Here is a 25841-nt window from a genome sequence, read left to right as displayed (position 1 = left end):
CGACGGCTCCTTCGAGTGTTTACATGTTGCTCTTTTTGTACATGTTGGTCTATTCGGGGTGCTCAAGATACTCCGTGTGTGCCAAGCGCACATTGCGGTATGACCACCGATGCTCCGGGGTTGCGCCATGGCGTGAAATCGCTTCCATATGCGATGACGTGCCGTAGCCCTTATGCCCCGCCAGACCATAATCCGGATACTTCTCCGATAGGTCAACCATAATGCGGTCGCGGGTGACTTTGGCTAAGACACTCGCAGCAGCAATACATCGGCAAGCGGAATCACCACCAATCACGGGCAAATAGGGTGCCGTGAAGCCAGACACTTTGAGTGCGTCGGTAAGCACATAGCCAGGACGCTGTCCCAACCCGGCTACCGCGCGGCGCATTCCAGTGACATTCGCGTCCTGAATGCCGAATTGGTCGATGTAGGACGCGGGAATCGTCGTCACGCAAAAAGAGGTGGCGAAGCGTTGGATGAGCGGAAAGAGCCGTTCACGTGCGGCCGGCGTGAGCTTTTTAGAATCGGTGAGCTTATCCAGCTCTGCGATAGGGCGTTCTGGAAGGCAGCAGGCGGCGATAACTATCGGGCCTGCACAGGCGCCGCGACCAGCCTCGTCGACCCCGGCTACAGGTCCAAAGCCGCGCTTTGCCAGCGCGACCTCTATCGTGCGCGACTGCTTCAGCCTCCGCAGTTTCGGCGCCGGCGGCGTGAGCAGACTGTGCTGCCTAGTTGTGCTGGATGTCCGGATCATCGACGCCACCGATGCGGTTAAACGGCAGGATGATTGCCTGCACCTTGCCGACGACGTTATCCAGCGGCACAGTACCCTGCAGCTCGTCGCCCATGTGATAGCGAGAGTCCGCAGAGTTGGTGCGGTTATCACCCATGACCCACAGATTCCCCTCCGGCACTGTTACCGGCCCGAAGTACGGGCCACCACACTGCTCTGAGCCAAGATTATCCACCACCGGCTTGTCTGCCGGAGTTTTAATGAAATCCTGGTCTGTCATCTTGCCGTCAACCATGATGCCGGGATCTCCTGGGCGACACTGCACAGTCTGCCCACCCGTGGCAATCACACGCTTGACCAACGCATTTTCATCAGGGGCGACAAGGCCAATCCAGGAACCAACCGTCTGCAGCGAGTTCGCCACTGGGTTGGTTGAACGCTGTGACACGTAGTTACTATTCCAGGACTCCGGGCCATTAAAGACGACAACATCGCCGGGCTTGGGATCTGAGAACTGGTAGGAAACCTTATCCACCCAAATGCGGTCACCGGTGCACCCGACACATCCGTTGAGCGTCGGCTGCATCGACTCGGATGGAATCACGTAGACGCGGCCGATAAAGGACTGCACACCGGCACTGATGAGCAGGGCAATCACGATAATGATTGGAATCTCGATGTACCACGGAGTGTGCTTTTCAGGCTCCTCGTCAAGTTTCCGGAAGCCTTTCAAGCCTTCAGTACGGTCTTCTTTTTGGCCGTCAGTCTGTTCGCGAGAATCGTCGTCGGTCATGGGAAAAGACTATACGCGATAGAAAAATCCCCACCGAGCTCAACACTCGATGGGGATTATTTTGCGCCAAAAGACTAGCGGCGCTCCTTGATGCGTGCAGCCTTACCGCGCAGGTTGCGCAGGTAGTACAGCTTCGCACGGCGAACGTCGCCCTTGAAGACAACGCGAATCTCGTCGATGTTCGGGGAGTGCACCGGGAAGGTACGCTCAACAGCGATACCGAAGGATACCTTGCGGACGGTGAAGGTCTCGCGGACGCCGCCGCCCTGACGACGGATAACGACGCCCTTGAAGACCTGAATACGCTCGGTCTTACCCTCGACAATCTTTACGTCGACCTCGACGGTGTCACCAGCGCGGAACTCCGGAATGTCGTCGCGCAGGTATGCTGCATCAACCTTGTCAAGAATGTTCATGGAAACTTATTCCTTTACTTTTTGCATAGACAGAGGACCCTGGCGGCGCTTTCCCACAGAGGGACGCTCGGCCGGTTCATGCCCGAAACAGGTAAAGCTGCCTATAAAGACAACCTGGAAATTATTACACACCCCCTGGTCAGAAACCAAACTCATCCATGTTCGGCGGGTCTTGCGGGTCTTGGGGAGCTTCCGAGTCTTGGGGGTCTTGCGGGTTGGGAGTATCGGTGTCTTCTCCCCTGCGCGCTTCCTCGACCAGCTTCCGTGATTGCTCTATCAGCTCCTGGCGATACTCGTTATATTCTGCCAGCGCCTGCGTCATCCGCAGTCCCCGTTTGTCGAAAGTGTAGCGCCCGTGCCCGGCAAGCGGCCCGTCTTCCAGGCTCACCGCCTTTTTGCCCGTGCTTGACGACGTCCACAGTTCCACCCCATCCCGATCACGTGCAACATTCCACAGACCAGCTGTTTTCATGTTGTGGTGCCGGCGGCAGAGGCAGTGGAGGTTCGGCGTTTCTGTTGCCCCGCCCTCCTCTGGGTGCTCTTTGTCGTACGGCTCAATATGGTCAATGTCGCAGAGCTCCGCGGGTACATCACACCCCGGAAAGCGACACGTTCCGTCCCGACCTTTAACGAAGGCTCTCTGACTTTCGGTTGGGGCGTAGCCCTCCGCGGTTTCGTCGGCAAGCATACGAATATGCGTGACCTTATCAATCCACGCCTGCGTAGCTAACTGCGAGATCCAGCCAACGCCGCCAAGCCAGGCGGTGCGGGGACGCTCCTCTGTGGCAGGACAGTATAGGTTGAGTACGATTTTTGCCTCGGCGGTGCCGCGGATGAGGTGTGTCAAAGCTTCGACTCGAGTGCAGCCAGCTGAGCTGGAGATGGACTCGAGGGTGGTTTTGAATTCGAGAGCGCGGGTCTTTTCCAGCTCCATAAAAACTTCCGCGAAGTTGTCGCTCTCTTCAAAACCGATACTCTCTCCTACTATTTCGCGTTCTCCTGCAGGAAGCAGCGGATCGACATCACCCGGAAGGTTTTTGGGGCGAAGCTGAGGTTCAATTTCTTCGATAACCCGTTGCAGGAATTTATGTAGGCTGCGAACTCCCCGGAGTGCCTCGCCATGCTTTCGGGGAATGACAAAGCGGGCAATTTCTTCTTCAACAGCTGCACGCACCTCTGGATCGTGGAGCGGCGCTGTCGCGCGAGCAATGGTGATCAGATGCGCAAAGGGCAAATGAGCTCGAGCTTTAATAAAGGCACCCAGCCGGGGCATACGCGCTAACTGAATGCCGACCTCTACATACTCGAGCGCCTTACCGCGGGAAATACCCAACTCGGGTGCGATTTCAGCAATGTATGCATCCACATCAATCTCAAGCGACTTCGGCGTGCAACCGCAAGCTATACCCAGTTCCAGGCGATTGCGTTGGATACCCGCCACCGCCAACTGGTTCGTGGATGACTCGTGGAAAAACTGCGGCGCTTCAGGCAGCAGAGCCGCTTGGTAAACATCGGACGGTTGTTTGGCCGGACTATCTTTTTCAGACATTGTTCCCCCAAAGCCCCAACCCCGCTCAGTGTCGATAACCAGTGAATACCACTAGCCCAACGCCAAGAAGAGAAGCTCAAGCACTTTGTTCTTGATGCCTCCATTTTAGCACACCCATTCGATTGCGCAACCCCTTTAATAAAACTTTGTCGCTTGTACATTCGAGTGAATTGTTGAGCGTGTTATCAAATGTCACGAGGTGCATCTTCTGGCGAAACTCCGCGCACACTAAGACGGCACGCTACAACCGCTCGCTACAACGTCACGCTGATACAGCACTCCAATAACGACCGCTGCCGACCGTTGCTACAAAGCCCCCCCCCCAACTGCTAGATTGTCTCCATGCAGCAGATTCCACGCTTTGACCCCTGGATTGTTCGAGGAACAATCATCGCCCCGTGCGTTCTGGCGATTGCACAGCTTCTGTGGGTAATTGCCATTTCCGACCGACTACCGGAGCAGTTAGCAACGCATTGGAGCGGTAGCGGCACTCCCAACGGTTTCATGCCGCCAATTCAAAGCACATTGATTATGGCCATCATCGTCATCGCATGTGCGCAGATCGGTTGGCTCGGTGCAAAGACCAGCACGCCGCTTGTCGTGCGCAAGCCAATTGCAATAACCAACCTCGCCCTCTGCGGCTTCTTAATCGGCATTGAATTCGCGATTATCATCCCGCAGATCGGCACGACGGACCCTACGACCGCCCGAATCGGCTGGATCTATGCAATAGCCGGCGTCATCATCGGCCTAGTAGCGGCCCTGCTCGTGACGCGCCGCCTCAAGGACTACTCCTCGCTTACCGACGCCACGGTCACCGAGCCGACATCGCCACAGTTGCCCCATCGAGAAGGAGCCCCGACTCCCATCGATGTCAGTGTGACCATCTCTAAGGGGGTCAAGGTCACCCTCGCAGTCTGGTGCGTGGTGTCTGTAGCGCTCGCAGTGTTCCTGCCAAGCCTCGGCATTGTTTTTCTGCTGTGCACGCCGCTATTCCTCATCGCATATGAAACCGGCATGACACTAGACACGGACCCGAAGACAGATTCCATTACCGTTTTTAACGGCTGTGGACCGCTGAAGATGAAACACCCCATTGAGCTTCGAACCATCAAATATGCGAAGCCGGCCACTTATAACTGGGCCGACGGTGGCGGTATTGGGCTTCGACTTGGCAATGATGGCCGCATCACCGTGGCGGCACGGTCAGGCGAGGCAGTCAAGATTGAGACCTCGGGGTCCGATTACACCATCGTCGTACCGGATGGAATGGCTGCGGCTGTCGCGGGTGAGATCAACAGCCGCATCGACGCTATGCGCCAATAGGCTATGCGCTAACAGATCAAGCGCTAAAAGATCAAGCGCTAAAAGCCTGCCCTGCGCAGCGCGTCAGCCATGGAACCGCCGCCTCCACCACGGTTGGCTCCACCGCGCTTCTTATTCTGGGAACCACGCTTTCGGCCGCCTCCACGGCCTTCTCCGCGACCGCCGTCACGCTTTGGCTTGGTATCCGAGGCGTCGTCGTCAAGCCTGAGCGATAGACCGATGCGGTTGCGTTCGACGTCAACGTCGAGAACCTTCACCTTGACCACCTCGCCCGAGCGGACGACCTCGTGTGGGTCGGAGACGAAACCGCGGGCCATGTTGGAGACGTGGACGAGGCCGTCCTGGTGGACTCCGACATCGACGAAGGCACCGAAGGCCGCGACGTTGGTGACGGTGCCCTCGAGAATCATGCCGGGCTGAAGATCGGAGACCTTCTCCACGCCTTCCTTGAAGGTGGCGGTGACGAACTCGGGACGCGGATCGCGGCCGGGCTTGTCCAGCTCGGTTAAGATGTCCTGGACGGTGGGCAGGCCGATGCCGGCGGACTCGTCGACGAAGTCTGCAGCACGCACCTTGGACAAGACGCGGGAGTTGCCGATGAGCTCCTGGACACTAACGCCGGTCGACGCGGCGATGGCATCGACGACGCGGTAGGACTCCGGGTGCACGGCGGAGGCATCCAGCGGGTTGTTAGCGCCGTGGATGCGCAGGAAGCCGGCGCACTGCTCGAAGGCCTTCGGGCCAAGACGCGGAACCTTCAGCAGCTCCTTGCGGGAGGTGAAAGCGCCGTTTTCGTCTCGGTAAGCGACGATGTTGTCCGCAACAGTCGAGGACACGCCAGCAACGCGACCGAGCAGCGGCGCGGAGGCGGTGTTGACCTCGACGCCGACAGCGTTGACGGCATCCTCAACCACGGCATCGAGAGAGTGCTCGAGCTTGGTCTGGGAAACGTCGTGCTGGTACTGGCCGACACCGATGGACTTCGGATCGATTTTGACGAGTTCAGCAAGCGGGTCCTGCAGGCGGCGGGCAATCGATACGGCACCGCGGAGAGATACATCCATGTCCGGGAACTCAGCTGCTGCCAGGGACGATGCGGAGTAGACGGAAGCACCGGCCTCAGAAACCACCACAGGGGTCGGCTTCTTGCCACCGGCCTGAGCTATCAGGTCAGCGATTTCGCGGGCCAGGGTTTCGGTCTCGCGGGAAGCGGTGCCGTTGCCGATGGCCATGAGCTCCACGCGGTGCGTGGCGCAGAGAGTGGCCAGTTGCTCCTTGGCGCCGGACCAGTCATTGCGCGGCTGGTGCGGGTAGACGATGGCAGTGTCGAGCACCTTGCCAGTGGAGTCGACAACGGCGCACTTAACACCATTGCGGTATCCCGGGTCCAGGCCGAGAGTGGCGCGCTGGCCAGCCGGTGCGGCCAGCAGCAGGTCACGCAGGTTACGGGCGAAGACATCCACGGCTTCGGCCTCGGCACGCTCCTTCAGTCGAGTGCGGGCATCGAGGGCAGCGGACACCTCCAACTTGGTGCGCCAACCGAAACGAACGGCCTGGTCAATCCACTTGGAGGCACCGCCGTCGGGAAGCTCAAAGGCCTCACGAATCATGTGTTCGTAGGTCTCATCCTCACCCGCATCGATGTTAAGAGTCAGGATGCCCTCGGCCTCACCGCGAAGCACGGCCAGTACACGGTGGCTAGGCATGGTGTCCAGAGGTTCGTTGTGCTCGAAGTAGTCACGGTACTTCGCACCCGCAGTCTCCTTGCCCTCCACCACGGCAGCGGCGGCGGAACCGGAGGACCACACCTGCTCACGGACAGAGCCAACCAAATCAGCATCGGTAGCGAAGCGATCGACCAAAATGGCACGGGCACCGGTCAGAGCGTCCTTCGCATCCTTGCCAGCTGCCTCGCCGTACTTAGTGGCTAGAGTCTCGGGGTCCGCGGCGGGGTCGGCCAGTAGCTCCTCCACCAGCGGTTCGTACCCGGCCTCACGCGCAATATCGGCCTTGGTCTTGCGCTTCTTCTTGTACGGCAGGTAGAGATCCTCCAGCCGTGCCTTGGTATCGCAGGCGAGGATGGCGGCCTTGAGATCGTCGTTAAGCTTTCCCTGCTCTTCGATAGCGGCGAGAATCGTTTGCTTGCGCTCTTCTAGTTCGCGCAGGTAGACGACGCGTTCCTCGATGAAACGCAGCTGTGTGTCATCGAGTCCGCCGGTTACTTCCTTGCGATAGCGGGCGATGAAAGGCACGGTGTTGCCTTCGTCGAGAAGCTTGATAGCGGCGGCGACGGCACTTTCGGCAACGTCCGCACCAGTGGCGGCGAGTTCTCGGGCAATTACTGATGAAATCACCCGGGCAACTTTACTATCGTGGAAGTACCAATTGGCGAACGCCCCACAGAAGGCTCGCAGTAAACACCGGAAAAGGAGCCCCATGAAGCAGAAACTCTGTGCCGAATACCTGCGCATCTCCGACGAGGAGGCAGCGCGGTTAGTTGAGGTCGCAGCACCTGCGGCAACCAGCGACGGCGGCACGGCGGGGCTTGTTAACGACGGCGCGGAGAAGATTATCCTGCAGCACTTCGTCGACGTTCCGGACGAAGACGCCCTGGACATCGACACGGACTGGGAGTCCCTGCTGCGCACGTTGACCGGCAATCCCATCGACGGCCAAGCACTCGGCGACCCGCTGGCGGAGGCCATCCTCGGCGCCGACCGCGTCTGCCGCAAGCCGCTGTCTGCAGTCATCCGCGCCGATCGCGTCGGCGACGTGCACCAGACGCTGGCAAGCATCGATCTTGCCGCCCGCATCACGGACAATGGTTCGCTTATCGACGAAGCCACTGCGACACAGCGGTACCGCGAACTCGTGGCCTTCTACGAGGAGACTAAGGCAGCGCGTAGCGCCGTGCTCGTGGCCATCTCCTAAGAACTAGCAGCGCAACTGCTAAGCCGATAACTCCGGCGATGAGGCCGCCGATAACATCGGTAAGCCAGTGCGCCCCGACCCACACGCGCGACAGTGCCACAGCGCCGATAAGCGCGATGATGGCCAGGTCGAGCAGCTTGCGGGCTGTGCGGCGCAATACGGGGATGGCAAGCTGCATCGCGGCCATACCGCTGGAAGTAACCGCTGCCACATGTGCAGAAGGAAACGCCGCGTCATGTAGGTTGACCAGCGAGAACTCCTCACCCGGTCGGTCGCGGTCCAAAAACCACTTCATGGCATAAGTCACCGCAATCGACGAACCGAATGACGCCGGCAGTAGCAACGCCCACGCACGGAAGCGGAACCACAGGAGTGCCGCAGCAACAAGCGTGACCGGCGCGATGTAAATCGGCCGGATAATCTCGCTCAAAGCCAGCATCAAACTATCGACGCGGCCATCCCGCGCCCCATGCAGGTCACTGACCCAGCCCGCAAACGACTGATCCACGCTCCCCGCCAGCTGCGTCTGAGTGAACCACGCCAGTGCACCTAGGACAGCTAACCAACCAATGACATGCCGGGGTCGCGCAATTCGAACACGTGCCACTAGCAGTTCTCCTCGGTTACTTCCCCAATGACTCCTTGGATTATTTCCCGGTCACGGGCGCTGAGGTCGACGTCGGCAAGCAAATCGGGACGACGTTCGGCCGTGCGGATGAGTGACTGGTCGCGCCGCCAACGGTCCACCAGCGCGTGATTGCCGCTGAGGAGAACGTCCGGCACTGCCAGTCCACGCCACTCGCGCGGCTTGGTGTAGGACGGCCCTTCGAGCAGACCGTCAGAGAAAGAGTCCTCCTCGTGGCTTTTGCGATTGCCCAACACACCCGGGATCAACCGCACGACGGACTCCGCAATCACCAGCACCGCCACTTCCCCGCCGATCAGCACATAGTCCCCAATAGAGACCTCACGCACGCGGTAACGATTAGCGGCATCATCAATAACTCGCTGGTCAATGCCCTCGTAGCGCCCGCACGCGAACACAATGTGCTCCTCGTGTGAGAACTCCTGCGCCATCTGCTGCGTAAACGGCTCGCCCGCCGGGGTCGGGACGATCAGCAGGGGCTTCGCTGAATCTTCTTCGCTTAACGACGGCACTTCCGCTGCAGCATAGGAAGATTCCTCGGCCAAACCCAATTTCTGATCATGGCGGACATTGTCCAAATGTGGCACCGCGGACGTGAGCGACTGCTCCGCTTTCAGCGCCGCTACCTCGTCGAGGGCGGGACCCCAGACATCCGGCTTCATAACCATGCCGGGGCCACCGCCGTAGGGTGAGTCATCCACGGCCTGGTGTACACCTGGCGCCCAGTCGCGCAGGTTGTGTACGCCGACGCTCAAAATGCCCTGCTCAATTGCCTTGCCCAGCAACGCATGACGCAGTGGCTCGAGGTACTCCGGGAAGATTGTGACTACATCGAGACGTAAGCTCACAGCTCCAACAGTCCTTCCGGCGGGGTGATGGTGACAGTAGAATTCTCAAGGTCAACTTCCGGAACGATTTCCTCTACCAGAGGGATGAGTACCTCCCGGGCCCCGTCGTCAAGCGTGACTTCAAGGAGACGATGAGCGGGCGCGCGGACGATAGAAGTGACCTCGCCTATATCGGTGCCGTTATGGACTACGCGCAGGCCTTCAAGTTCAAAGTCATAAAAGTCCTCGTCTTCGAAGACGGGCTCGGCATAAAACTTCATACCCCGATGACGCTCGGCCTCATTGCGGCCCGGAATCTCCTCGAAGCGAATCAGCAAACGCCCCTGGTGCGGGCGTGCCGTTTTCACAGTCAGCTGTTCCTCACGGCCGGCCTGTACACCCAACAGCGTGGCCCCGACTGCGAAACGCCCTTCCGGGTCATCCGTTGTCGCATCGACGACGACTTCCCCGCGCACACCGTGGGGCTTGATCACTCGGCCAATAAGCACCATGTCAGCTACCGACACGCGCACACTCCCTCTCTTATAAAGGCTCTGTAAAACACCCCGCGTAAAGCAAAAAGGCGCCACCCAACACTTCGTCTTGAAGTATAAGGTAGCGCCCGGATTAGCTAAGCGGCGTACTCAGCGTCCTTATTACTCGGCGTCCTCGGAAGCCTCGGACTCAGCAGCCTCAGCCTCGGCAGCCTTTGCGGCCTCCTCAGCTTCCTTAGCAGCCTTAGCTGCTTCCTTGGCCTCGCGGCGCTTAGCGGTGATGGCCTCAGCGGACGGGCCATTGTTGGCCTCTTCCAGAGCCTTGTTGAACAGCTCGAGCTTGGTCGGCTTCGGCTCAGCAACCTTCAGAGTGCCCTCTGCACCCTCGAGGCCCTTGAACTTCTGCCAGTCGCCGGTGACCTTCAGCAGAGCCAGAACCGGCTCGGTCGGCTGTGCACCGACGCCCAGCCAGTACTGAACGCGCTCGGAGTCAATCTTGATGATCGACGGCTCTTCCTTCGGCTGGTAGATGCCCAGGTTCTCAATGACCGCACCGTTGCGACGGGTACGAGCATCAGCAACGACGACGCGGTACTGAGCAGTACGAATCTTACCCAGGCGCTGCAGCTTAATCTTGACTGCCATGAGGAGTTCCTCTTTCTTCTATGTCACTGGACAATACTTATGCATCCGAGCTCACGAGTAATTACTAACGAAGTGCCTCGGACCGGTTTTGCCCTTGGGATATTTACACTGCGCGTGACCACCGGGCGGCCGTGGCCGGATCCGATGAATTCGCAGTCGTGCCTCAGCTGAGGATTCTCATTGAGACAACTCGAGGTATGTTACCAGCAGTTTTTGGAAATTAACAAAACTGCGCACTCGAAACGCTGCATACCCACTAATGCTGAACGTCGTTGACAGTGCGGTAACGTAACATTCTATGAAAACCACCGGCACCCAATATAGGTATGACTTGGACGGACTACGGGGCATTTCGATTGCCCTCGTAGTCCTTTTCCACGTTTACGTCGGCCGCGTTTCCGGTGGTGTGGACGTATTCCTCTTGCTCTCCGGGTTTTTCTTCTTCGGCGCGCAGTACCGCAATGCCATCAACCCCAGGCAGTCCATCAATCCGTGGTGGAGTATCTGGCGCACGCTGCGTCGCCTAATCCCGACACTGGTGCTGGCCCTCTTCGCGACAACCCTGTTTGTCATTTACTTCATTCCATCGCTTCGCACCATCGACATTGCCCAGCAACTCCGCGCCAGCCTGCTCTACTACCAAAATTATGAACTGGCACTCCAGGGCTCGGACTACGCTGCCGCAGAGAGCGAAACTTCCCCACTGCAGCACCTGTGGTCAATGTCGGTGCAGGGCCAGTTTTATCTCGGCTCCATTTTGCTCATCTCCCTACTCGCCTGGATGACGCGCTCACCCCAGATTGTCGGCGCGGTCACCTCACCGGTGGAGGCGAAGCGCACCGACGCTACCGGCGGTAAACTCCGCCGAATCCTCACCCCTTTGCTGGCAGTTATCACTCTCGGCTCGCTTGCCTATGCCTTCTATATGCACTCCGAAAACCAGGGCTGGAACTACTACTCCACTGTCAGCCGCCTCTGGGAGCTCTGCCTCGGCGCACTACTCGGACTGATTCTTGTCCGGGGCTCCATCCCCATGCCCAAGCCTCTTCGAGTGCTGTTAGCCAGCATCGGCCTCGCACTGGTAGTCTCCACCGGTTTCATCTTCGACGGCGCCGCGCAGTTCCCAGGCCCTTGGACCCTATGGCCCCTCGGTGGTGCTGCGCTGATTATTATCGCCGGCCCTGAGGCGGGCTGGATCTCCAAGTTCCTGGCCAGCCGCCCAATGCGCGAAGTAGGCCAGAGCGCCTACGCGCTCTACCTGTGGCACTGGCCTCTTCTCATCCTGGCCATAAACTACCTCAACCGCGATACTCCGGGGCTGAAACTTGGCACCACAGTGATCGTCGTTTCCTTTATTTTGGCCAAACTCACCAACAAGTATGTCGAGCTGCCGCTGGCTCAATCGACTCGCCGACCGACCCGGACTCAGCCCGTCGTTGGCGATGCAATCCACGCAATGAAGCATCGTCGCCCGGCTCGTCGTCTAGCGGCAGTCGGCACTGTTGTCGTCATTGCGTTGGTCGGCATGTCCAGCCTTGTCAACGTGCAACAGGTGCGCGTCGATCGCGCCTCCGCCACCAGCCTAGATCCAGAGGTCTATCCAGGTGCACTCGCGCTTACCGACGGGTACGAGGTCCCCAAGGCAGCCACAAAGCCGAATACCGATTTCATCACGGACCTTTGGCCGGAACCTGCCCTCGATGGCTGCCTTGCGACAGGCGGTGAGGACGTCGGATACTTCCCGCCGAATCGCCGTTGGCGCGATGAGACCCAGCCGTGTGTCTACGGTGATGCAGATGCTAGTGAATCGATTGTCATCGTCGGCGGCTCGCACATGGAACATTGGTTTGCCCCGATTGATGCCTACGGCAAAAACAACGGGTACCGAGTGGTGGTTCTTCTCCGACAAGGCTGTCCAGCGACCTTAGAACCGATCCACGGAGTCGGCGATATCTGCGTGGCCTGGACTTTCGAGGCTCTGCAGAAAATTGACGAGATTCAGCCAGAGATGGTTTTCACCACTGCAACCAGACCCTTGTTCCAGGCGGACCCACCGCAGCCCGGCGACTACACACCGGATGGTTACGTTTCGTTTTTCGCTGCTCTGCAAGAACGCGGAATTGATTTCTTCGCCATCCGCGATAACCCATGGGCGCTACGGGAGGACTTGGACCAATTCTCCCCCAGCGTATGCGAAGAAGCGGAAGAAGACTGCACTATCCACCGCAAAACTGCCCTAAATGCAGAAAATCCCGCTGAGGAGATTCTTGCGAACTTCCCCAACGGGCACAGTCTAGATTTCTCCGACATCTTCTGCGGTCCGACCACCTGCCGTAAAGTTATTGGCAATATCTACGTCTACCGCGACAGCAATCACATCACCGATGAACTAGCGGCCACTTTCAGTCCTGAAATGGACCGCCAGATTCAGAAGGCTCTGCGGGACTAGCTACTTCTAGTCCCCGCTACTTCTTGCCCTGTCCGAAGTCGAGATTGTTGAGGTCAAAGTCCTCCATACCTTCTGGCAGCTGATTACCCATCTGCTTCTGCAGCTTCTGCAGTTCAGCCATGCTAGGCATACCCGGCATGCCCTGCATACCTGGCATTCCAGGCATACCGGGCATTCCGCCACCGCGCATTGCCTTCGGCGGCGTTGGACCACGGTTAGCGCCCTTGCGCTTATTCTTGCCCTTGCCCTTTCGACCACGCTTGGCCTTGCGGTTCGATGGGCGACCACCGCCCATACCAAATCGGCCGGCCATCTGCGCCATCATCTTCCGCGCCTCATTGAAACGCTCGATGAGCTGGTTAACCTCTGAAACGGACACACCGGAACCGTTGGCGATACGACGACGTCGTGAAGCATTCAGAATCTTCGGATTCTCGCGCTCTTCCGGAGTCATACCGCGGATAATCGCCTCGATGCGGTCAAGCTGCTTTTCGTCGACCATTTCCGCGGCCTTGGACATTTCCGCGCCGCCGGGGAGCATCTTGAGGATGTTGCCGATTGGGCCCATCTTGCGGACCATCATCATCTGCTCGAGGAAGTCCTCGAGAGTCAGCTCACCGGAACCAATCTTCTGGGCGGACTTGGCAGCCTGCTCATGATCGATTTCCTTGGAAGCGACCTCAACCAACGTCTTTAGGTCACCCATCCCCAGGATGCGGCTGGCCATACGGTCTGGGTGGAAGACGTCAAAGTCCTCCAACTTCTCGCCCGTGGAGGCGAACAGAATCGGCTTACCGGTGACCTCACGGATAGACAGTGCAGCGCCACCGCGCGCGTCGCCATCGAGCTTGGTCAGTACAACGCCGGTGAAGTCAACGCCGTCTCGGAAGGCCTTGGCGGTCTCTACCGCGTCCTGACCAATCATGGAGTCGATGACAAACAGAACTTCATGCGGGTTGATGGCATCGCGAATATCGCGGGCCTGCTTCATCAGAACCTCATCGATACCCAGGCGACCTGCGGTATCGATAATCACCACATCGTGGCGATGCTGGCGAGCATAAGCGAGGCCACGGAACGCGGCGTCAACTGGGTTGTCCTCGCTGGTGCCCATCTCATGGGTGGAATCGAGGCTGGTGCCCGGGAACGGTGCGAAGCACGGCACGCCTGCACGCTCAGCGACAATTTCCAGCTGCTGCACCGCGCCCGGACGCTGCAGGTCACAGGCGACGAGGACCGGAGTGTGCCCCTGATCCGTGAGGTACCTGGCCAATTTACCGGCCAAGGTGGTCTTACCAGCGCCCTGCAGACCGGCCAGCATGATAACCGTTGGTGGCTGCTTCGACATATTCAGCCGTCGAGTCTCGCCACCGAGGATGTTAATCAGTTCCTCATTGACGACCTCAATAATCTGGTTTGCCGGGTTGACAGTCTGGCTGCCAATAATTTCGTTAGCGCGTTCCTTGATGCGCTTGATGAAGGTACGGACAACCTCGAGGGAGACATCGGCTTCCAGAAGAGCCAGCCGAATCTCGCGGGCGGTGGCGTTAATATCCGCCTCAGTCAGGCGGCCCTTCCCGCCCAGCCCCCGCAGGGCACCCGTCAAACGATCGGAAAGAGACTCAAACAAGTTTCCAGCTCCCCTTTTGCCTTGTTTTTTCTTAACTGTTCTACTGTACCCGCTGGATACTCCATTTGGCACATATCTACAGCTTCGCCTATCGACAACGATTGCAGCCCACCCACCCTAAATGCCCCGATTCGGGTGTAACCAATAGGAAGTAAAAAATAGCAATAGGATGAAGCTCTTTTATTCTCACGGACGTTAGATTACTGTTCGTTATTTTAACGTGACAATTAAACGAGCCTCCAGATATGAATGCCCTACTGCATAAAGAACGTTTATCCAACCCAGCTACCACCAGCTAGGTAACAGAAAGATAACGCCAGTGGCTAGCTTTTGCTAAGGGCACCCTTAGTAAGAACCTCCCCCCGGAATGGTGTAAGCCAAATAGCAAACCGGCGGCATTGCAGCAGGTCAAAGCACGCCACTGCGCACCTGATGTTATTCCTATAACTACCTCCAATACCATTCATATATCAACCAGTTTATGGTTAATCATGAACCTAGTTAACCGCAGTTGGCCTGGTTTTATTTTCCGCCGTGCACGACGAGGGATGAACGGCGAAATCATATTCATTGGTCTCTGACCGTTTGACTCCTTGAGAGGTTTTCATGAAGAAGTTCACCACGGCTATCGCCGCCGCTGCCTTCTCCGCCAGCATGATTGCAAGCGCAGGCACCGCTACTGCACAGATTCCGGACTCAATGCCGACCGAGTGCCCCGCCGGCCAGCACTTTGAGAACGTCGGAGACACTTTCCAGTGCGTCGCAGACCAGCCTGAGCAGGATTCCACTGACGGAATTCCGGCCCCAATGCCTGACAAGTGCCCAGACGGCCAGCACTTTGAGAACGTCGGCGGAACCTTCCAGTGCGTCGCGGACCAGGAAGCCCCTAAGCCCGAAACACCGGGCGACAATGAGTCCCAGCCGGGCGACCTGGGAAACCCAGGCATTTCTGATAAGCAGTGCCCGGAGGGCGAGCACTTCGACATGAGCAAGCCAGTCCCAGGCAACCCGAACGTCTTCGGTGTCTGCGTCAAGGACGAGGCGAAGCCGGACACTGACAAACCAGGCACGGACAAGCCGGACGCTGACAAGCCAGGCAAGGACGACGAGAAGCCGGGTAAGCCGGGTAAGGACGGCAAGGACGGCAAGGACGGTAAGCCAGGCAAGGACGGCAAGGATGTCAAGGTAAACGTTGACATCAAGATCTCTGCTGAGTGCAAGAACGAAAACAAGTGCACGAAGGAAGAGAAGAAGGCCAAGGAAAAGGCTGAGAAGAAGGCTTCCGAGTCCAAGAAGACGACCTCTTCCGAGAATGTAAAGAAGGTTTCGGACTCCAAGAAGTCTGAGCACAATACCTCGGAGTCCAAGAAGGCTTCTTCGACTCAGAGCACTGGCCTGGCAGCCACTGGCGTTGACGCCACCACCCTGGGTGGAGCCGCTCTGGTTCTCCTGGTCGGCGGTGTCGCCGCTACCCGCATCGCCCGCAAGAACCGCTAAGAAGCTTAGGGTTCTACCCCGCTAACGAAGCATAAAATGCTCCTGATGCCAATTCAGCATCGGGAGCATTTTTGTGCGTCACACCTCCGAAAAGTCATAACGTCTAGAGCTCGAAGCATAAAACCCACAGGTACCGTTTTTTTACCAAACCTCTACGCCCCCACCCGCCTCTCGCCACCCCGACACGATCAGATGCCAAGCTTCGCTAGCGAAGACAGAAAAGCCTCCCCGCCGAGTGAACAGTGACGAGTTCTAAAGATGCTCCAACCACAACGGGTGTACACACTCAGCGTTGTAAATATAAGTTCCCGCTTTCCCTTACTGGGACTTGGACGAGTCAACAATTTCGATTTACCCCCTCCCCAAGCTCACGTCACCAAAGACTGTAATTAGTTATTAGAATCAAAAGTGTGAACAGTGTTTCCCCCCCCCTTAAGCCCGTTGATTACAGGGCTTTCCTATAGACATTGTGAGGTTTCCAAATGAAGAAGCTCTCTTCGACCATGGTGGCCGCTGCCGCTTCAGCCGGCATGCTCATCGGCGTTGGCGCTGCCACCGCACAGATTCCTGACCCCGCCCCGTCGGAATGCCCCGCCGGTCAACATTTTGAAAATGTTGGCGGTACTTTCCAGTGTGTAGATGACGCTGCAAACCCGGATCCAGGAGGTTCATCTAACGATGGCATCCCACCGGGCGTTGAGGACACCCAGACCTGTCCCGACGGTTCCCCGCGTGACATGAGCAAGATTGACCCGGCAACCGGGGCTTACGGTGCTTGTGGCACTTCAGATGATTCCGGCCCAACTCCGGAGCCTGATGAAGATGCCCCAGAAAATGACGGAATTCCGCCGGGAGTCGATGACACCGCAACGTGCCCCGACGGTTCCCCGCGTGATATGAGCAAGATCGACCCGGCAACCGGAGTCTACGGCTACTGTCCGACCTCCGATGACGAAACTCCGGGCGACGATGAGAACCCAGGCGATGACGCTCCGGGCGACGATGAAAACCCAGGTGACGAACAGCCCGGGGAGGACGAGAATCCTGGGGAGGAAAATCCAGGCGACAAGCCCGACACCCCTAAGAATGACGGTAAGCAAACCGGGACCAAGAACACTGGGCTAGCAGTCACTGGTGTTCAGGCGACTGCCCTCGGCGGTGCCGCTCTTGCACTCTTGGTCGGTGGCGTGGCAGCTACCCGCCTCGCACGCAAGAATTCTAAGGATTCCTAGCACAACTCTCCGCTAGATTCCTAGCACCTCAACATTAAAGGCCCCGGAGCCCCGCGTATCCTCTACAGAAATCTACGCGGTGGCTCCGAGGCCTTTATTTTTGCCGGGGGCAACGGGCGACGCTGTACTCACCAATCGATGGAAAATTCACTCATCGATGTTAGTTACTATTTGCGGCCGCCGAGCAGTGCGTCTACGAAGCTCTCCGGCTCAAACGGCGCCAGGTGGTCAGCACCTTCACCAAGGCCAACCAACTTCACCGGCACACCGAGCTCGTTTTGCACCTGGAATACAATGCCGCCCTTCGCGGTACCGTCCAGCTTGGTCAGGGCAACGCCGGTGATGTCTACTACATCCCGGAACGTACGAGCTTGCAGTAGACCATTTTGGCCAACCGTCGCGTCCAAAACCAGGATGACTTCGTCAACCTGAGCCTTCTTCTCCACCACGCGCTTAATCTTGTCCAGTTGGTCCATCAGACCGACCTTGGTGTGCAGGCGGCCGGCGGTGTCGATGAGCACCACATCAGCGCCGGACTCGATACCGTGAGCAACTGCCTCAAATGCAATAGAAGCAGGATCGGCGCCTTCAGCGCCGCGAACGGTCTCCGCGCCAACGCGTCGCCCCCAGGTCTCCAGCTGGTCGGCTGCAGCAGCACGGAAGGTATCCGCTGCGCCGAGAACAACACGGTGGCCACCGGCGACCAGTACACGAGCCAGCTTGCCCGTCGTCGTGGTCTTACCTGTGCCGTTGACACCGACTACCAGAATCACTGCGGGCTTGCCCTCGTGCGGAAGTGCGCGGATGGAGCGGTCCATCTCAGGCTTGCACTCCTCAATCAACACCTCACGCAGCAGGGCGCGCACTTGCTCTTCCGTGCTCACCTTCTGGCTGGCAATACGCTCGCGCAGCTTATCGACGACACGCTGCGTCGCAGCCGCACCGAGGTCAGCCATAACCAGGATGTCTTCAACCTCTTCCCACGCGTCCTCATCAAGGTCACCCGCGCCCAAGATGCCGAGCACAGACTGGCCAATTGCATTCTGCGACCGTGACAGACGACCGCGCAGGCGGCCCAGACGTCCCTCAGCCGGGTCGATGGAGTCAATCTGCTGTTCTGCTTCTGGCTCTGGCGTCGGCTCCGGCGCAGCTTCCGGCTCCGGCTCTGGCGTCGGTTCTGGTTCGGGAGTCGGCTCCGGCTCCAGCTCCGGTTCAGGAGCAGGAACTACCTCTACCTCAGGCTCTGCTTCGGGCTCTGGTTGTGGTTCCGGCTCGGGCTCTGATTCCTCTTCCCCGGCCGTTGGCAAATCGATTGGGATTTCCCGCATTACGCGGTCATAATCCCCCTCCATTTCGGTGGGGTTATCCGGAATAACCAGTCGACCTTCTGGTTTCAGCAGTGAACCGTCCGGCTGATCGGCAGGTATATCAGCCTGCTTTTCCTCTGGCTCCGGGGCCTGCTTTTCAATCGGCTTTTCCGCCGGTTTCGACATCGGTTTTTCAACCGGCTGCTTCTCGCGGGTATCAGTCCCACCACCGGCCGGAGCGAAGTTAAAACCACTAGTGGCCTGGTAATTTCCAGACTTCTCCTGCTGGGTGAGTTCCTTAGTATCTTCCTTCGCAAAGGAAATGCGCTGGTTCTTCCTGCGGACATAGCCCACAACAAAGAGCAGCGCGATAATAACGACAATCGCGACGACAAGGAGTATCCACTGAGTTGGAGTCATAACTCTCATTATGCAGTATCAACGACTCTTCCTCACTTACTCCGCGCTTACTCCGCTCCTGTCGACGGAGTTGCGGATGCCGGTGACATTCGCTGCGAGATTACTCGAGTCACACCATCGCCCCGCATGGTCACGCCGTAGAGCACATTCGCAACGTCCATTGTTGGCTTCTGGTGCGTAATGACAATTAGCTGACTGGTCGCGCGGAGTTCCTCGAGCAGCGCAATAAGGCGACGCAGGTTAACGTCGTCAAGCGCGGCTTCCACCTCGTCGAGTACGTAAAAGGGACTCGGGCGCGCGCGGAAAATAGCGACGAGCATTGCCAGCGCCGTCAGCGACTTCTCGCCGCCGGAGAGCAACGACAGCCGCTTAACCTTTTTGCCCGGCGGGCGGGCTTCAACCTCGATACCTGTCGTGAGCAGGTTGTCCGGCTCGGTGAGAACCAGTCGTCCGTCGCCGCCCGGGAAAAGCGTTTGAAAGACCGCGGGGAATTCTGCCTCGACATCGTTCCACGCGTCTGTGAAGAGCTGCAGGATCGTGGCATCGACTTCCTCGACAACATCGGTGAGGTCCTGGCGGGCCTTGAGGACATCATCGAGCTGCGTGGATAGGAAAGAGTAGCGCTCCTCCATCGCCTTATACTCCTCCAGCGCCAACGGGTTGACGCGGCCGAGCACACGCAGATCCTTCTCCGCCTGTTTGAGCTGCTTCGTCACGGCTGCGCGGTCGAAGTTCTCATCAGGAGCAAAGTCCGCGAGCAGGTCATCGACAGACAGCCCCAACTGGTCGACGATGCGCTCTGCAGCCTCGGTCACGCGGACCTGCGCCTGCGCACGGGCGATGTCGCCCTGGTGCGCGGAATCCGTTAGCTGTGCCAGCTCACGTTGCGCCGTATTCGCCTCCGTCCGGGCCTCTGATAGTGCCTGCGACACCGTCTTCTTCTGCGCCTCGGCATCGTCGCGATCGGCCTCTGCCCTCGCCAACGACACGTTGACCTTCGCGTGCAAGTCCTCAGCCAGCTCCGCGACAACTTCTGCCAATTCGCGCTGGGCAACCTTCGCCATCTGCGCCTGCTCATGGCGGGCCTTCGCTACGCGCTCCGATGCAGCCTGGCGACGGAGCCGCTCGGCCTTGCCTCGTACACTCGACAGTCGCTCCTCTGCCGTACGCAGCGACAGACGCGCCTCTGTTTCCATGGCGCGCACAGCCGTCAGCGCCTCCGAGGCACGGTCACGTTCGCTTGTCGACGGTTCCCCCTCCTCGGGGTCACGGTCAACGCGAGCTAAGCGGTCTGCGACCTCCGCCAACTCCTTCTGGAGCTTCGTTACTCGGTCCGCGGCTTCGGCTCCGCGCTGCTCAGCGCGTTCGGCATCATGCACCACGCCGGACAGCTGCGCTGTGGCCCGAGTTCGGGCATCCGTGAGGACCTTCATACGACTCTGGTGTTCACGCAACGCAGCACGGGCGGCCGCCGCGTCCGTGCGGCGGTCCTCTTCTTCGGCCTGTGCACCGGAGAGCACACCACCGAGGTCACTCAAACGCACCTGTGCTTCTGCTAGTTCTTCGCGAGTCTTAGCAATGTCGGCGGCGATTTCCACACCTGATGCAGTGCCACCAGCACCGCCAGCTACCCAACCAGAGCCACGCAGCACACCATCGCGGTCAACAACGCGCAGTCGAGTATCCTGGGTCACCAGCTCACGGGCAACGTGCTCGTCGTCGCAGGCCACGACATCAACGAGCAGAGAGGTCAACGAACCTGAAAGCTCCGCCGGCACCGTCACATGATCGAGCAGCCAGGATGCCTGTGCGGGCAGAGTGATGTCCAAGCGCCAGGAGTCAGATGCATCCGCAGAATTGATAACGACGGCACTACCCTTGCCCGCGGCCACAAGCTCGTCGATAAGCGAATCTCCACTGCCCTCGCTGACCAGTGCTTCGGCGGCCGCGCCGAGGGCGGCAGTGAGCGCTTTTTCCCAGCCAGCGTCGACATCGATGACTTCAGAGAGAACGCCGAGCTCGTGCTTTTCACGTAGCCACGCAGTGCCGTCGTTGGCAGCGGCGGTGCGGGCGGTCTCCAGAGCTTCGATGCGGGCGGACAGACCTGAGACGCTGCGCTCGAGGTCGCGCTCGTCAGCGCGGAGTTCTTTCAACCGTGTAGAGGCCAGCTCTGCTTCTCGGTTGGCCTGTTCATAAGCACTCTGCAGCTCGGGACCTTCGAATTCTGCCTCGGCTAGCTCCTGCGCGGCGTTTTCCACAGCTTCGGTGGCATCGGCACGGCGTTCGTCGGCCTCATTGGTTTGCTCGGCAAGGCGTGCAGCTTCAGCTTCGGCGGCTTCCAATCGGGTGCGCAGAGATTCTTCTGCGGAAATGAGGCGAACCACGCCTTCGCGACGGTCGGCGATTGCGCGAACGGCAGCGAGGTGCTCCGCTTCGGCTTCGCGGAAAGTCTCCTCGGCGTCGAAGAGCGTTTCGCGGATTTCCTCCAGTTTTTCGCGGGCCTCTGCCTCAGCCTCAGCGAGCGTGGCTTCTTCGGTGGCGGCATCGTCGGCACGCTGCTCCAGGAAGTCCGGGTCTGGGCCTACCCACGGAGCGACAGAGTGGTCGGCTGCGCGATCGGCGGCGATGCGGGCCGTCGCTTGGATACGCTCACCGAGTGCGGAGAGACGGAACCAAAGGTCACGGGCAGCATCGGCAGCTGGAGTGATGTCCTCCAGTTCGGCTTCGAGTTCTGCAGTGCGCTCAGCGGCAATCTCGGCTCGCTCCGTGGCGGCCTCCACCTTTTCCTCAATGAGCTTGGCTTGACCAGCAATGTCATTGAGGCTGTCCTGCAAATCCACAAAATCCGCAGCGGCCAGGCGCAACTTGGCGTCGCGCAGGTCCGCCTGCACAGTCTGGGCGCGAGAGGCGGCCTCAGCCTGACGCTTCAGCGGTTTGAGCTGACGGGAAAGCTCACCTGTCAAATCCTGCAGACGGTCGAGATTGGCCTGCATCGATTGCAGTTTGCGCTGCGCTTTTTCCTTGCGACGGCGGTGCTTGAGCACGCCTGCAGCTTCTTCGATAAACGCACGACGCTCCTCTGGCCGGGACTCCAGAATTTGCGAAAGCCGGCCCTGGCCGACGATGATGTGCATCTCGCGGCCAATGCCGGTGTCGCTGAGGAGCTCTTGGACATCCATGAGGCGGACGCGAGAACCGTTGATTTCGTACTCACTTGCGCCGTCGCGGTACATGCGACGCGTGACAGAGACTTCCTTATATTGTATGGGAAGTGCTCCATCGGAATTGTCGATGGTAAGAGTTACCTCCGCGCGTCCCAAGGGCTTTCGCCCGGAAGTTCCCGCGAAGATGACATCTTCCATTTTGCCGCCACGGAGGGTCTTGGCGGAATGCTCACCCATAACCCACGCGAGGGCATCGACGACATTCGACTTTCCGGATCCGTTCGGGCCGACAACTGCGCAGATGCCGGGCTCAAATTTCATCGTCGTCGCCGAAGCGAAGGATTTAAAGCCCTTCAGAGTCAGCGATTTCAAATACATGGGGCAATATCTTACCCGTAGTTACGGTTTGGAGCTGAATTACCCCAAGCACGCCCCCTGTTACACAAGATTGTTTACACGGCGTTGTTTACACAGCCGCCTGCTTGGCTGACGTGTAGGCCGACTCACCATGCTGAGCGACGTCGATACCAGAATGTTCCTGCTCGCCGTGGATACGCCAACCGACGGTTACCTTCAGGACTCGGGCAATGATGTACGTCAGCACGCCCGAGAACACAGCTGCGATGACAGCAATAATGATCTGGATGGCAAACAACTTCAGGCCGTCGATGCCACCGCCGGTAAGCAGCCCTCGGTCGTTGGCCAGCAGACCGACACCAATCGTTCCCCACATAGCTGCGACCAAATGCAGACCAACCACATCCAGGGTGTCATCGAAGTTGAATTTGTACTTTAAGCCCACTCCCCAGCAACCCAGCGCACCGCCGATATAGCCCAGAATGATCGAGGTCACTGGGTTCATATCTCCTGCGGCCGGAGTAATAGTCACAAGCCCTGCGATGACACCCGAAGCGGCGCCCAGCGAGGTGGGATGTCCATCACGAATACGCTCGAGTGAAATCCAGCCGAGCATACCCACGCACGCTGCCACCGTCGTATTCAGCCATGCCAGACCAGCGACACCGTCGGCCGCAAATGCCGAACCGCCGTTGAAGCCGAACCAGCCGAACCACAGCAGTGCAGCACCCAGCATGACGAGTGGCAGATTGTGCGGGCGATGCTGGCTGCCATCGATGGACTTGCGCTTACCGACGATAATCGCCAGCACCAAAGCGGCAGTACCAGCAGCAATGTGCACAACCGTACCGCCAGCGAAGTCAATTGGAGCGATCAATGCTTCACCATCAGCGGTACCGAACAGCTTTGCCGACAGCCCCTCTGCCGAGTGGCTCAGCAGGCCACCGCCCCAGACCATGAAGGCCATTGGGAAGTACACCAGCGTCGTCCAGAAGCCGACGAAAATCAACCAGGTGGAGAACTTCACGCGTTCGGCCAGCGCCCCAGAGATCAGCGCTACAGAAATCGAGCAGAACGTGAGCTGGAACCCAATGTCGATGATGTTTGGGTAACCGTTCGCACTCGCAATGTAGTTGCCGTCGCCATCCGTGATTGAGTTACGCAGACCGAAGAACTCGAATGGGTCGGCAAAAACACCACCGATCGACTGCGATCCGTAGGACATCGACCAGCCCCACAGCACGTAAATGGCACCGACAACGCCGACAGCACCAAAGCTCATCATCATCATGTTGAGCACCGACTTCTGTCGCGACATGCCGCCATAGAACAGCGCGAGCGCCGGTGTCATCAGCAAAACCAACGAAGCCGAAATCAGCATCCACGCTGAGTTTCCAGACTGTGCAATTACTTCTTCAGGCGTCATATGTGCCTCCCCTGTCTGTCAGTAGGTAGTTATTAACTTAAATCACTTCTCCTCCGTATTTGCGTATTCTTTTTCTCACTTGCGTAGTTTTCCAGCGCTCTACGACCTCTTCAGCGTCCCAATCGACTACCTCAAGACACGAAAAAATCCCCCGCTAACTGCGTAAAAACAATGACGCAGAGCGAGGGATAGAATGTTTTCGAATTTTTCGGATTCCTACACCGACATGGGGGGGGAGGAAGGCAGTTGGCACCCCTTAACGACGGTCAAACGTGCTCAATGCACCCTTCGGTTCCTGCCATAACGGCACCACTGCCGTCACATCGCCCGGAGTATTCGGCCCCTCAAGCCAAGCGAGCAAACTCTCACAGTCTGCCCGTGGCCCTTCAGCAACAACTAACACCCGACCATCCGGGTAGTTCTGGGCATAACCAACCAACCCCAACTCCAGAGCCGTCGCGCGGGTGTACCAGCGAAAACCGACACCTTGAACACGACCGTGTACCCACGCGGTGAGGCGGACGTCGTTAAGCGACATCGGACTCACGCACTGTCATCGGGTCGGAACCGTCCCAGCACTCGATCTTGTCGTGGCCGCGGAGGTTTGGCAGATCATCGCGGTGGAATACCGGATTGAGCCCCTTGGACTTCTGCTCAGAGTAGTTCCGCAGAAGCGCGACGGCTACGCCGCCCAGCGGGAGAATGGCAATGATGTTAATGGTGGCCATGAGTGCGGAGAAGGTATCTGCAAGCGACCAGACGAGCGGCACCGAACCGACAGCTCCGCCAATAACGCACAGGATGACCAGGACGCGCACGGTATTCAGGACAGCCTTGCTCTTAGACAGGAACGGGATATTTGCTTCGGCGTAGTAGTAGTTGCCCACCAGCGAGGAGAACGCAAGGAAGAAGATGATAACCGTAATCGCGTGGATTGCCCACGTGCCCACCTGCGCCGACAGCGCGGCCTGAGTCAGCGCGGTGCCCTCTACATCGCCGCCGAAAGTCGGGTCGGACAGCAGAATGATAACCGCGGTGATGGTACAGACGACCCAGGTATCGAAGTAGACGCCCATCGTCTGAATGAGGCCCTGCTTGACCGGGTGCGACACCGATGCCGTCGCCGCCGCATTCGGAGTGGAACCCATACCGGCTTCATTGGAGAACAGACCGCGGCGAATACCCTGCATCATGGCGGTACCGACGGCAGCACCAGCAATCTCACGGATACCGAAGGCGTGCTCAAAAATCAGCTTGATCATGCCTGGCACCTCGGTGATGTTGAGAGCCAAGACAATCAGGCCGAGGATAATGTAGGCCACGGCCATAATCGGCACGACAATCTGCGTCACCGCCGAAATACGCTGCACACCACCGAAGATGATGACACCAGCCAAGATGGCCAGCACGATACCGACACAGAACTTAAAGATCGGTGTCTCCTGCCCGGTCGACTGAGCCACAGCCGCCGTAATCGAGTTGGACTGCACCGCGTTGAACACGAAACCGTAGGTCACCGTGATAGCGATGACGAACAGCGATGCCATCCAGCGCCAGTTCTCCCCTAGCCCCTTGGTGATGTAGTAGGCCGGGCCGCCTCGGTAAGAGTCCTTATCCCGCACCTTGTACAGCTGTGCCAGCGTAGACTCCACGAAGCTGGTTGCGCCACCAATCGCGGCGAGCAGCCACATCCAAAACACCGCGCCAGGGCCACCGGTGGTGATCGCCACCGCCACACCTGCGACGTTTCCGGTACCCACGCGTGAGGCTGCCGAAATTGTAAAGGCCTTAAAGGCCGAGATGCCCTTGACGCCCTCAGAAATATCAGAGGGCTTTTCAGTGATGGCCCTGAACATCTCCGGGATGTACCGAATCTGCACCATGATGGTCCGCCAACAGAAGTACAAACCTGTACCAATCAGCAGAACAATCATGAGCAGCCAGTACTTGTCATTCCAAGCATTTACCCAGTCGGTTGCTTGCTCCATGAAACTCATAA

Annotated in this window: 20 protein-coding genes; 5 read left to right on the top strand and 15 right to left on the bottom strand. The window is 58.6% G+C overall.

Annotated features, from left to right (window positions below; genetic code table 11):
* Positions 1-49: 49 nt before the first annotated feature.
* The 4 genes from HMPREF2820_RS09525 to HMPREF2820_RS09510 all read right to left on the bottom strand — a co-directional run bounded on the left by HMPREF2820_RS09525 (position 50) and on the right by HMPREF2820_RS09510 (position 3491).
* Positions 50-754, bottom strand: coding sequence for a ribonuclease HII (locus HMPREF2820_RS09525; RefSeq protein ID WP_246822260.1), 705 nt, complete (start codon positions 752-754; stop codon positions 50-52).
* Positions 729-1526, bottom strand: coding sequence for a signal peptidase I (lepB, locus tag HMPREF2820_RS09520; protein ID WP_049189674.1), 798 nt, complete (start codon positions 1524-1526; stop codon positions 729-731). Before lepB ends, HMPREF2820_RS09525 begins: the two co-directional genes overlap by 26 nt.
* Positions 1527-1600: 74 nt before the next feature.
* Entirely contained in the window at positions 1601-1942 is a 342-nt protein-coding gene (gene rplS / locus HMPREF2820_RS09515; protein ID WP_048761860.1) for a 50S ribosomal protein L19, read from the bottom strand.
* A gap of 139 nt (positions 1943-2081) precedes the next feature.
* On the bottom strand, positions 2082-3491 hold the full coding sequence (locus HMPREF2820_RS09510; RefSeq protein WP_070603819.1) for an HNH endonuclease signature motif containing protein: 1410 nt from the start codon (positions 3489-3491) through the stop codon (positions 2082-2084).
* A gap of 342 nt (positions 3492-3833) precedes the next feature.
* Here HMPREF2820_RS09510 and HMPREF2820_RS09505 point away from each other — a divergent pair, with 342 nt between their 5' ends.
* Complete coding sequence (locus HMPREF2820_RS09505) at positions 3834-4817, top strand: DUF1648 domain-containing protein (RefSeq protein ID WP_048735516.1); 984 nt, start codon at positions 3834-3836, stop codon at positions 4815-4817.
* A gap of 38 nt (positions 4818-4855) precedes the next feature.
* On the opposite strand, the gene HMPREF2820_RS09500 is transcribed toward HMPREF2820_RS09505, so the two are convergent.
* Entirely contained in the window at positions 4856-7171 is a 2316-nt protein-coding gene (locus HMPREF2820_RS09500; RefSeq protein WP_070546684.1) for a Tex family protein, read from the bottom strand.
* Between the two features lie 82 nt (positions 7172-7253).
* On the opposite strand from HMPREF2820_RS09500, the gene HMPREF2820_RS09495 reads away from it, so the two are divergent.
* The gene (locus HMPREF2820_RS09495; RefSeq protein ID WP_016422552.1) at positions 7254-7748 is read left to right on the top strand and encodes a DUF1877 family protein; all 495 of its coding nucleotides are present in this window, start codon (positions 7254-7256) and stop codon (positions 7746-7748) included.
* Here HMPREF2820_RS09495 and HMPREF2820_RS09490 read toward each other — a convergent pair.
* From HMPREF2820_RS09490 to rpsP, 4 genes are all read right to left on the bottom strand, one after another.
* A complete protein-coding gene (locus tag HMPREF2820_RS09490; protein WP_070546686.1) occupies positions 7708-8355 on the bottom strand; it encodes a phosphatase PAP2 family protein in 648 nt (215 codons plus the stop codon). The genes HMPREF2820_RS09495 and HMPREF2820_RS09490 overlap by 41 nt on opposite strands.
* Positions 8355-9242 carry a tRNA (guanosine(37)-N1)-methyltransferase TrmD gene (gene trmD / locus HMPREF2820_RS09485; RefSeq protein WP_069358773.1) on the bottom strand — a complete coding sequence of 296 codons (888 nt, stop codon included), beginning with the start codon at positions 9240-9242 and terminating at the stop codon, positions 8355-8357. The genes HMPREF2820_RS09490 and trmD overlap by 1 nt, the downstream gene beginning before the upstream one ends.
* Complete coding sequence (rimM, locus tag HMPREF2820_RS09480; RefSeq protein ID WP_070652970.1) at positions 9239-9733, bottom strand: ribosome maturation factor RimM; 495 nt, start codon at positions 9731-9733, stop codon at positions 9239-9241. Before rimM ends, trmD begins: the two co-directional genes overlap by 4 nt.
* 144 nt (positions 9734-9877) lie before the next feature.
* Positions 9878-10360, bottom strand: coding sequence for a 30S ribosomal protein S16 (gene rpsP / locus HMPREF2820_RS09475; RefSeq protein WP_038628648.1), 483 nt, complete (start codon positions 10358-10360; stop codon positions 9878-9880).
* Between the two features lie 298 nt (positions 10361-10658).
* Between rpsP and HMPREF2820_RS09470 the strand changes: the two genes are divergently transcribed.
* Entirely contained in the window at positions 10659-12809 is a 2151-nt protein-coding gene (locus HMPREF2820_RS09470) for an acyltransferase family protein (protein ID WP_069358774.1), read from the top strand.
* 16 nt (positions 12810-12825) lie between these two features.
* Here HMPREF2820_RS09470 and ffh read toward each other — a convergent pair whose 3' ends face one another.
* Positions 12826-14439, bottom strand: a complete 1614-nt coding sequence (ffh, locus tag HMPREF2820_RS09465) for a signal recognition particle protein (protein ID WP_048735500.1) — start codon at positions 14437-14439, stop codon at positions 12826-12828.
* 606 nt (positions 14440-15045) lie between these two features.
* Between ffh and HMPREF2820_RS09460 the strand changes: the two genes are divergently transcribed.
* Together HMPREF2820_RS09460 and HMPREF2820_RS09455 are read left to right on the top strand one after the other, a co-directional pair.
* Positions 15046-15936 carry a hypothetical protein gene (locus tag HMPREF2820_RS09460; RefSeq protein WP_070603816.1) on the top strand — a complete coding sequence of 297 codons (891 nt, stop codon included), beginning with the start codon at positions 15046-15048 and terminating at the stop codon, positions 15934-15936.
* 482 nt (positions 15937-16418) lie between these two features.
* On the top strand, positions 16419-17168 hold the full coding sequence (locus tag HMPREF2820_RS09455) for a hypothetical protein (RefSeq protein ID WP_048735495.1): 750 nt from the start codon (positions 16419-16421) through the stop codon (positions 17166-17168).
* 167 nt (positions 17169-17335) lie between these two features.
* On the opposite strand, the gene ftsY is transcribed toward HMPREF2820_RS09455, so the two are convergent.
* The 5 genes from ftsY to HMPREF2820_RS09430 all read right to left on the bottom strand — a co-directional run bounded on the left by ftsY (position 17336) and on the right by HMPREF2820_RS09430 (position 25830).
* The gene (gene ftsY, locus HMPREF2820_RS09450; protein WP_070603814.1) at positions 17336-18895 is read right to left on the bottom strand and encodes a signal recognition particle-docking protein FtsY; all 1560 of its coding nucleotides are present in this window, start codon (positions 18893-18895) and stop codon (positions 17336-17338) included.
* Between the two features lie 47 nt (positions 18896-18942).
* Positions 18943-22437: a chromosome segregation protein SMC gene (gene smc / locus HMPREF2820_RS09445; protein ID WP_070603812.1), complete on the bottom strand. Its 3495-nt coding sequence runs from the start codon at positions 22435-22437 to the stop codon at positions 18943-18945.
* A gap of 88 nt (positions 22438-22525) precedes the next feature.
* Entirely contained in the window at positions 22526-23842 is a 1317-nt protein-coding gene (locus HMPREF2820_RS09440) for an ammonium transporter (protein ID WP_070603809.1), read from the bottom strand.
* Positions 23843-24098: 256 nt separating this feature from the next.
* A complete protein-coding gene (locus HMPREF2820_RS09435; protein ID WP_069358780.1) occupies positions 24099-24380 on the bottom strand; it encodes an acylphosphatase in 282 nt (93 codons plus the stop codon).
* Entirely contained in the window at positions 24370-25830 is a 1461-nt protein-coding gene (locus HMPREF2820_RS09430) for an alanine/glycine:cation symporter family protein (RefSeq protein WP_070603807.1), read from the bottom strand. The genes HMPREF2820_RS09435 and HMPREF2820_RS09430 overlap by 11 nt, the downstream gene beginning before the upstream one ends.
* Positions 25831-25841 lie beyond the last annotated feature (11 nt).

The organism is Corynebacterium sp. HMSC064E08 (genome assembly GCF_001811805.1).
Lineage (GTDB): Bacteria > Actinomycetota > Actinomycetes > Mycobacteriales > Mycobacteriaceae > Corynebacterium > Corynebacterium jeikeium_D.
This window is presented reverse-complemented; position numbering and strand designations above follow the sequence as displayed.

Coding starts and splice junctions, on each gene's coding strand:
- HMPREF2820_RS09525 (WP_246822260.1), bottom strand. CDS start 754: ATGATCCGGACATCCAGCACAACTAGGCAGCACAGTCTGCTCACGCCG.
- lepB (WP_049189674.1), bottom strand. CDS start 1,526: ATGACCGACGACGATTCTCGCGAACAGACTGACGGCCAAAAAGAAGAC.
- rplS (WP_048761860.1), bottom strand. CDS start 1,942: ATGAACATTCTTGACAAGGTTGATGCAGCATACCTGCGCGACGACATT.
- HMPREF2820_RS09510 (WP_070603819.1), bottom strand. CDS start 3,491: ATGTCTGAAAAAGATAGTCCGGCCAAACAACCGTCCGATGTTTACCAA.
- HMPREF2820_RS09505 (WP_048735516.1), top strand. CDS start 3,834: ATGCAGCAGATTCCACGCTTTGACCCCTGGATTGTTCGAGGAACAATC.
- HMPREF2820_RS09495 (WP_016422552.1), top strand. CDS start 7,254: ATGAAGCAGAAACTCTGTGCCGAATACCTGCGCATCTCCGACGAGGAG.
- rimM (WP_070652970.1), bottom strand. CDS start 9,733: ATGGTGCTTATTGGCCGAGTGATCAAGCCCCACGGTGTGCGCGGGGAA.
- rpsP (WP_038628648.1), bottom strand. CDS start 10,360: ATGGCAGTCAAGATTAAGCTGCAGCGCCTGGGTAAGATTCGTACTGCT.
- HMPREF2820_RS09470 (WP_069358774.1), top strand. CDS start 10,659: ATGAAAACCACCGGCACCCAATATAGGTATGACTTGGACGGACTACGG.
- HMPREF2820_RS09460 (WP_070603816.1), top strand. CDS start 15,046: ATGAAGAAGTTCACCACGGCTATCGCCGCCGCTGCCTTCTCCGCCAGC.
- HMPREF2820_RS09455 (WP_048735495.1), top strand. CDS start 16,419: ATGAAGAAGCTCTCTTCGACCATGGTGGCCGCTGCCGCTTCAGCCGGC.
- ftsY (WP_070603814.1), bottom strand. CDS start 18,895: ATGACTCCAACTCAGTGGATACTCCTTGTCGTCGCGATTGTCGTTATT.
- smc (WP_070603812.1), bottom strand. CDS start 22,437: ATGTATTTGAAATCGCTGACTCTGAAGGGCTTTAAATCCTTCGCTTCG.
- HMPREF2820_RS09440 (WP_070603809.1), bottom strand. CDS start 23,842: ATGACGCCTGAAGAAGTAATTGCACAGTCTGGAAACTCAGCGTGGATG.
- HMPREF2820_RS09435 (WP_069358780.1), bottom strand. CDS start 24,380: ATGTCGCTTAACGACGTCCGCCTCACCGCGTGGGTACACGGTCGTGTT.
- HMPREF2820_RS09430 (WP_070603807.1), bottom strand. CDS start 25,830: ATGGAGCAAGCAACCGACTGGGTAAATGCTTGGAATGACAAGTACTGG.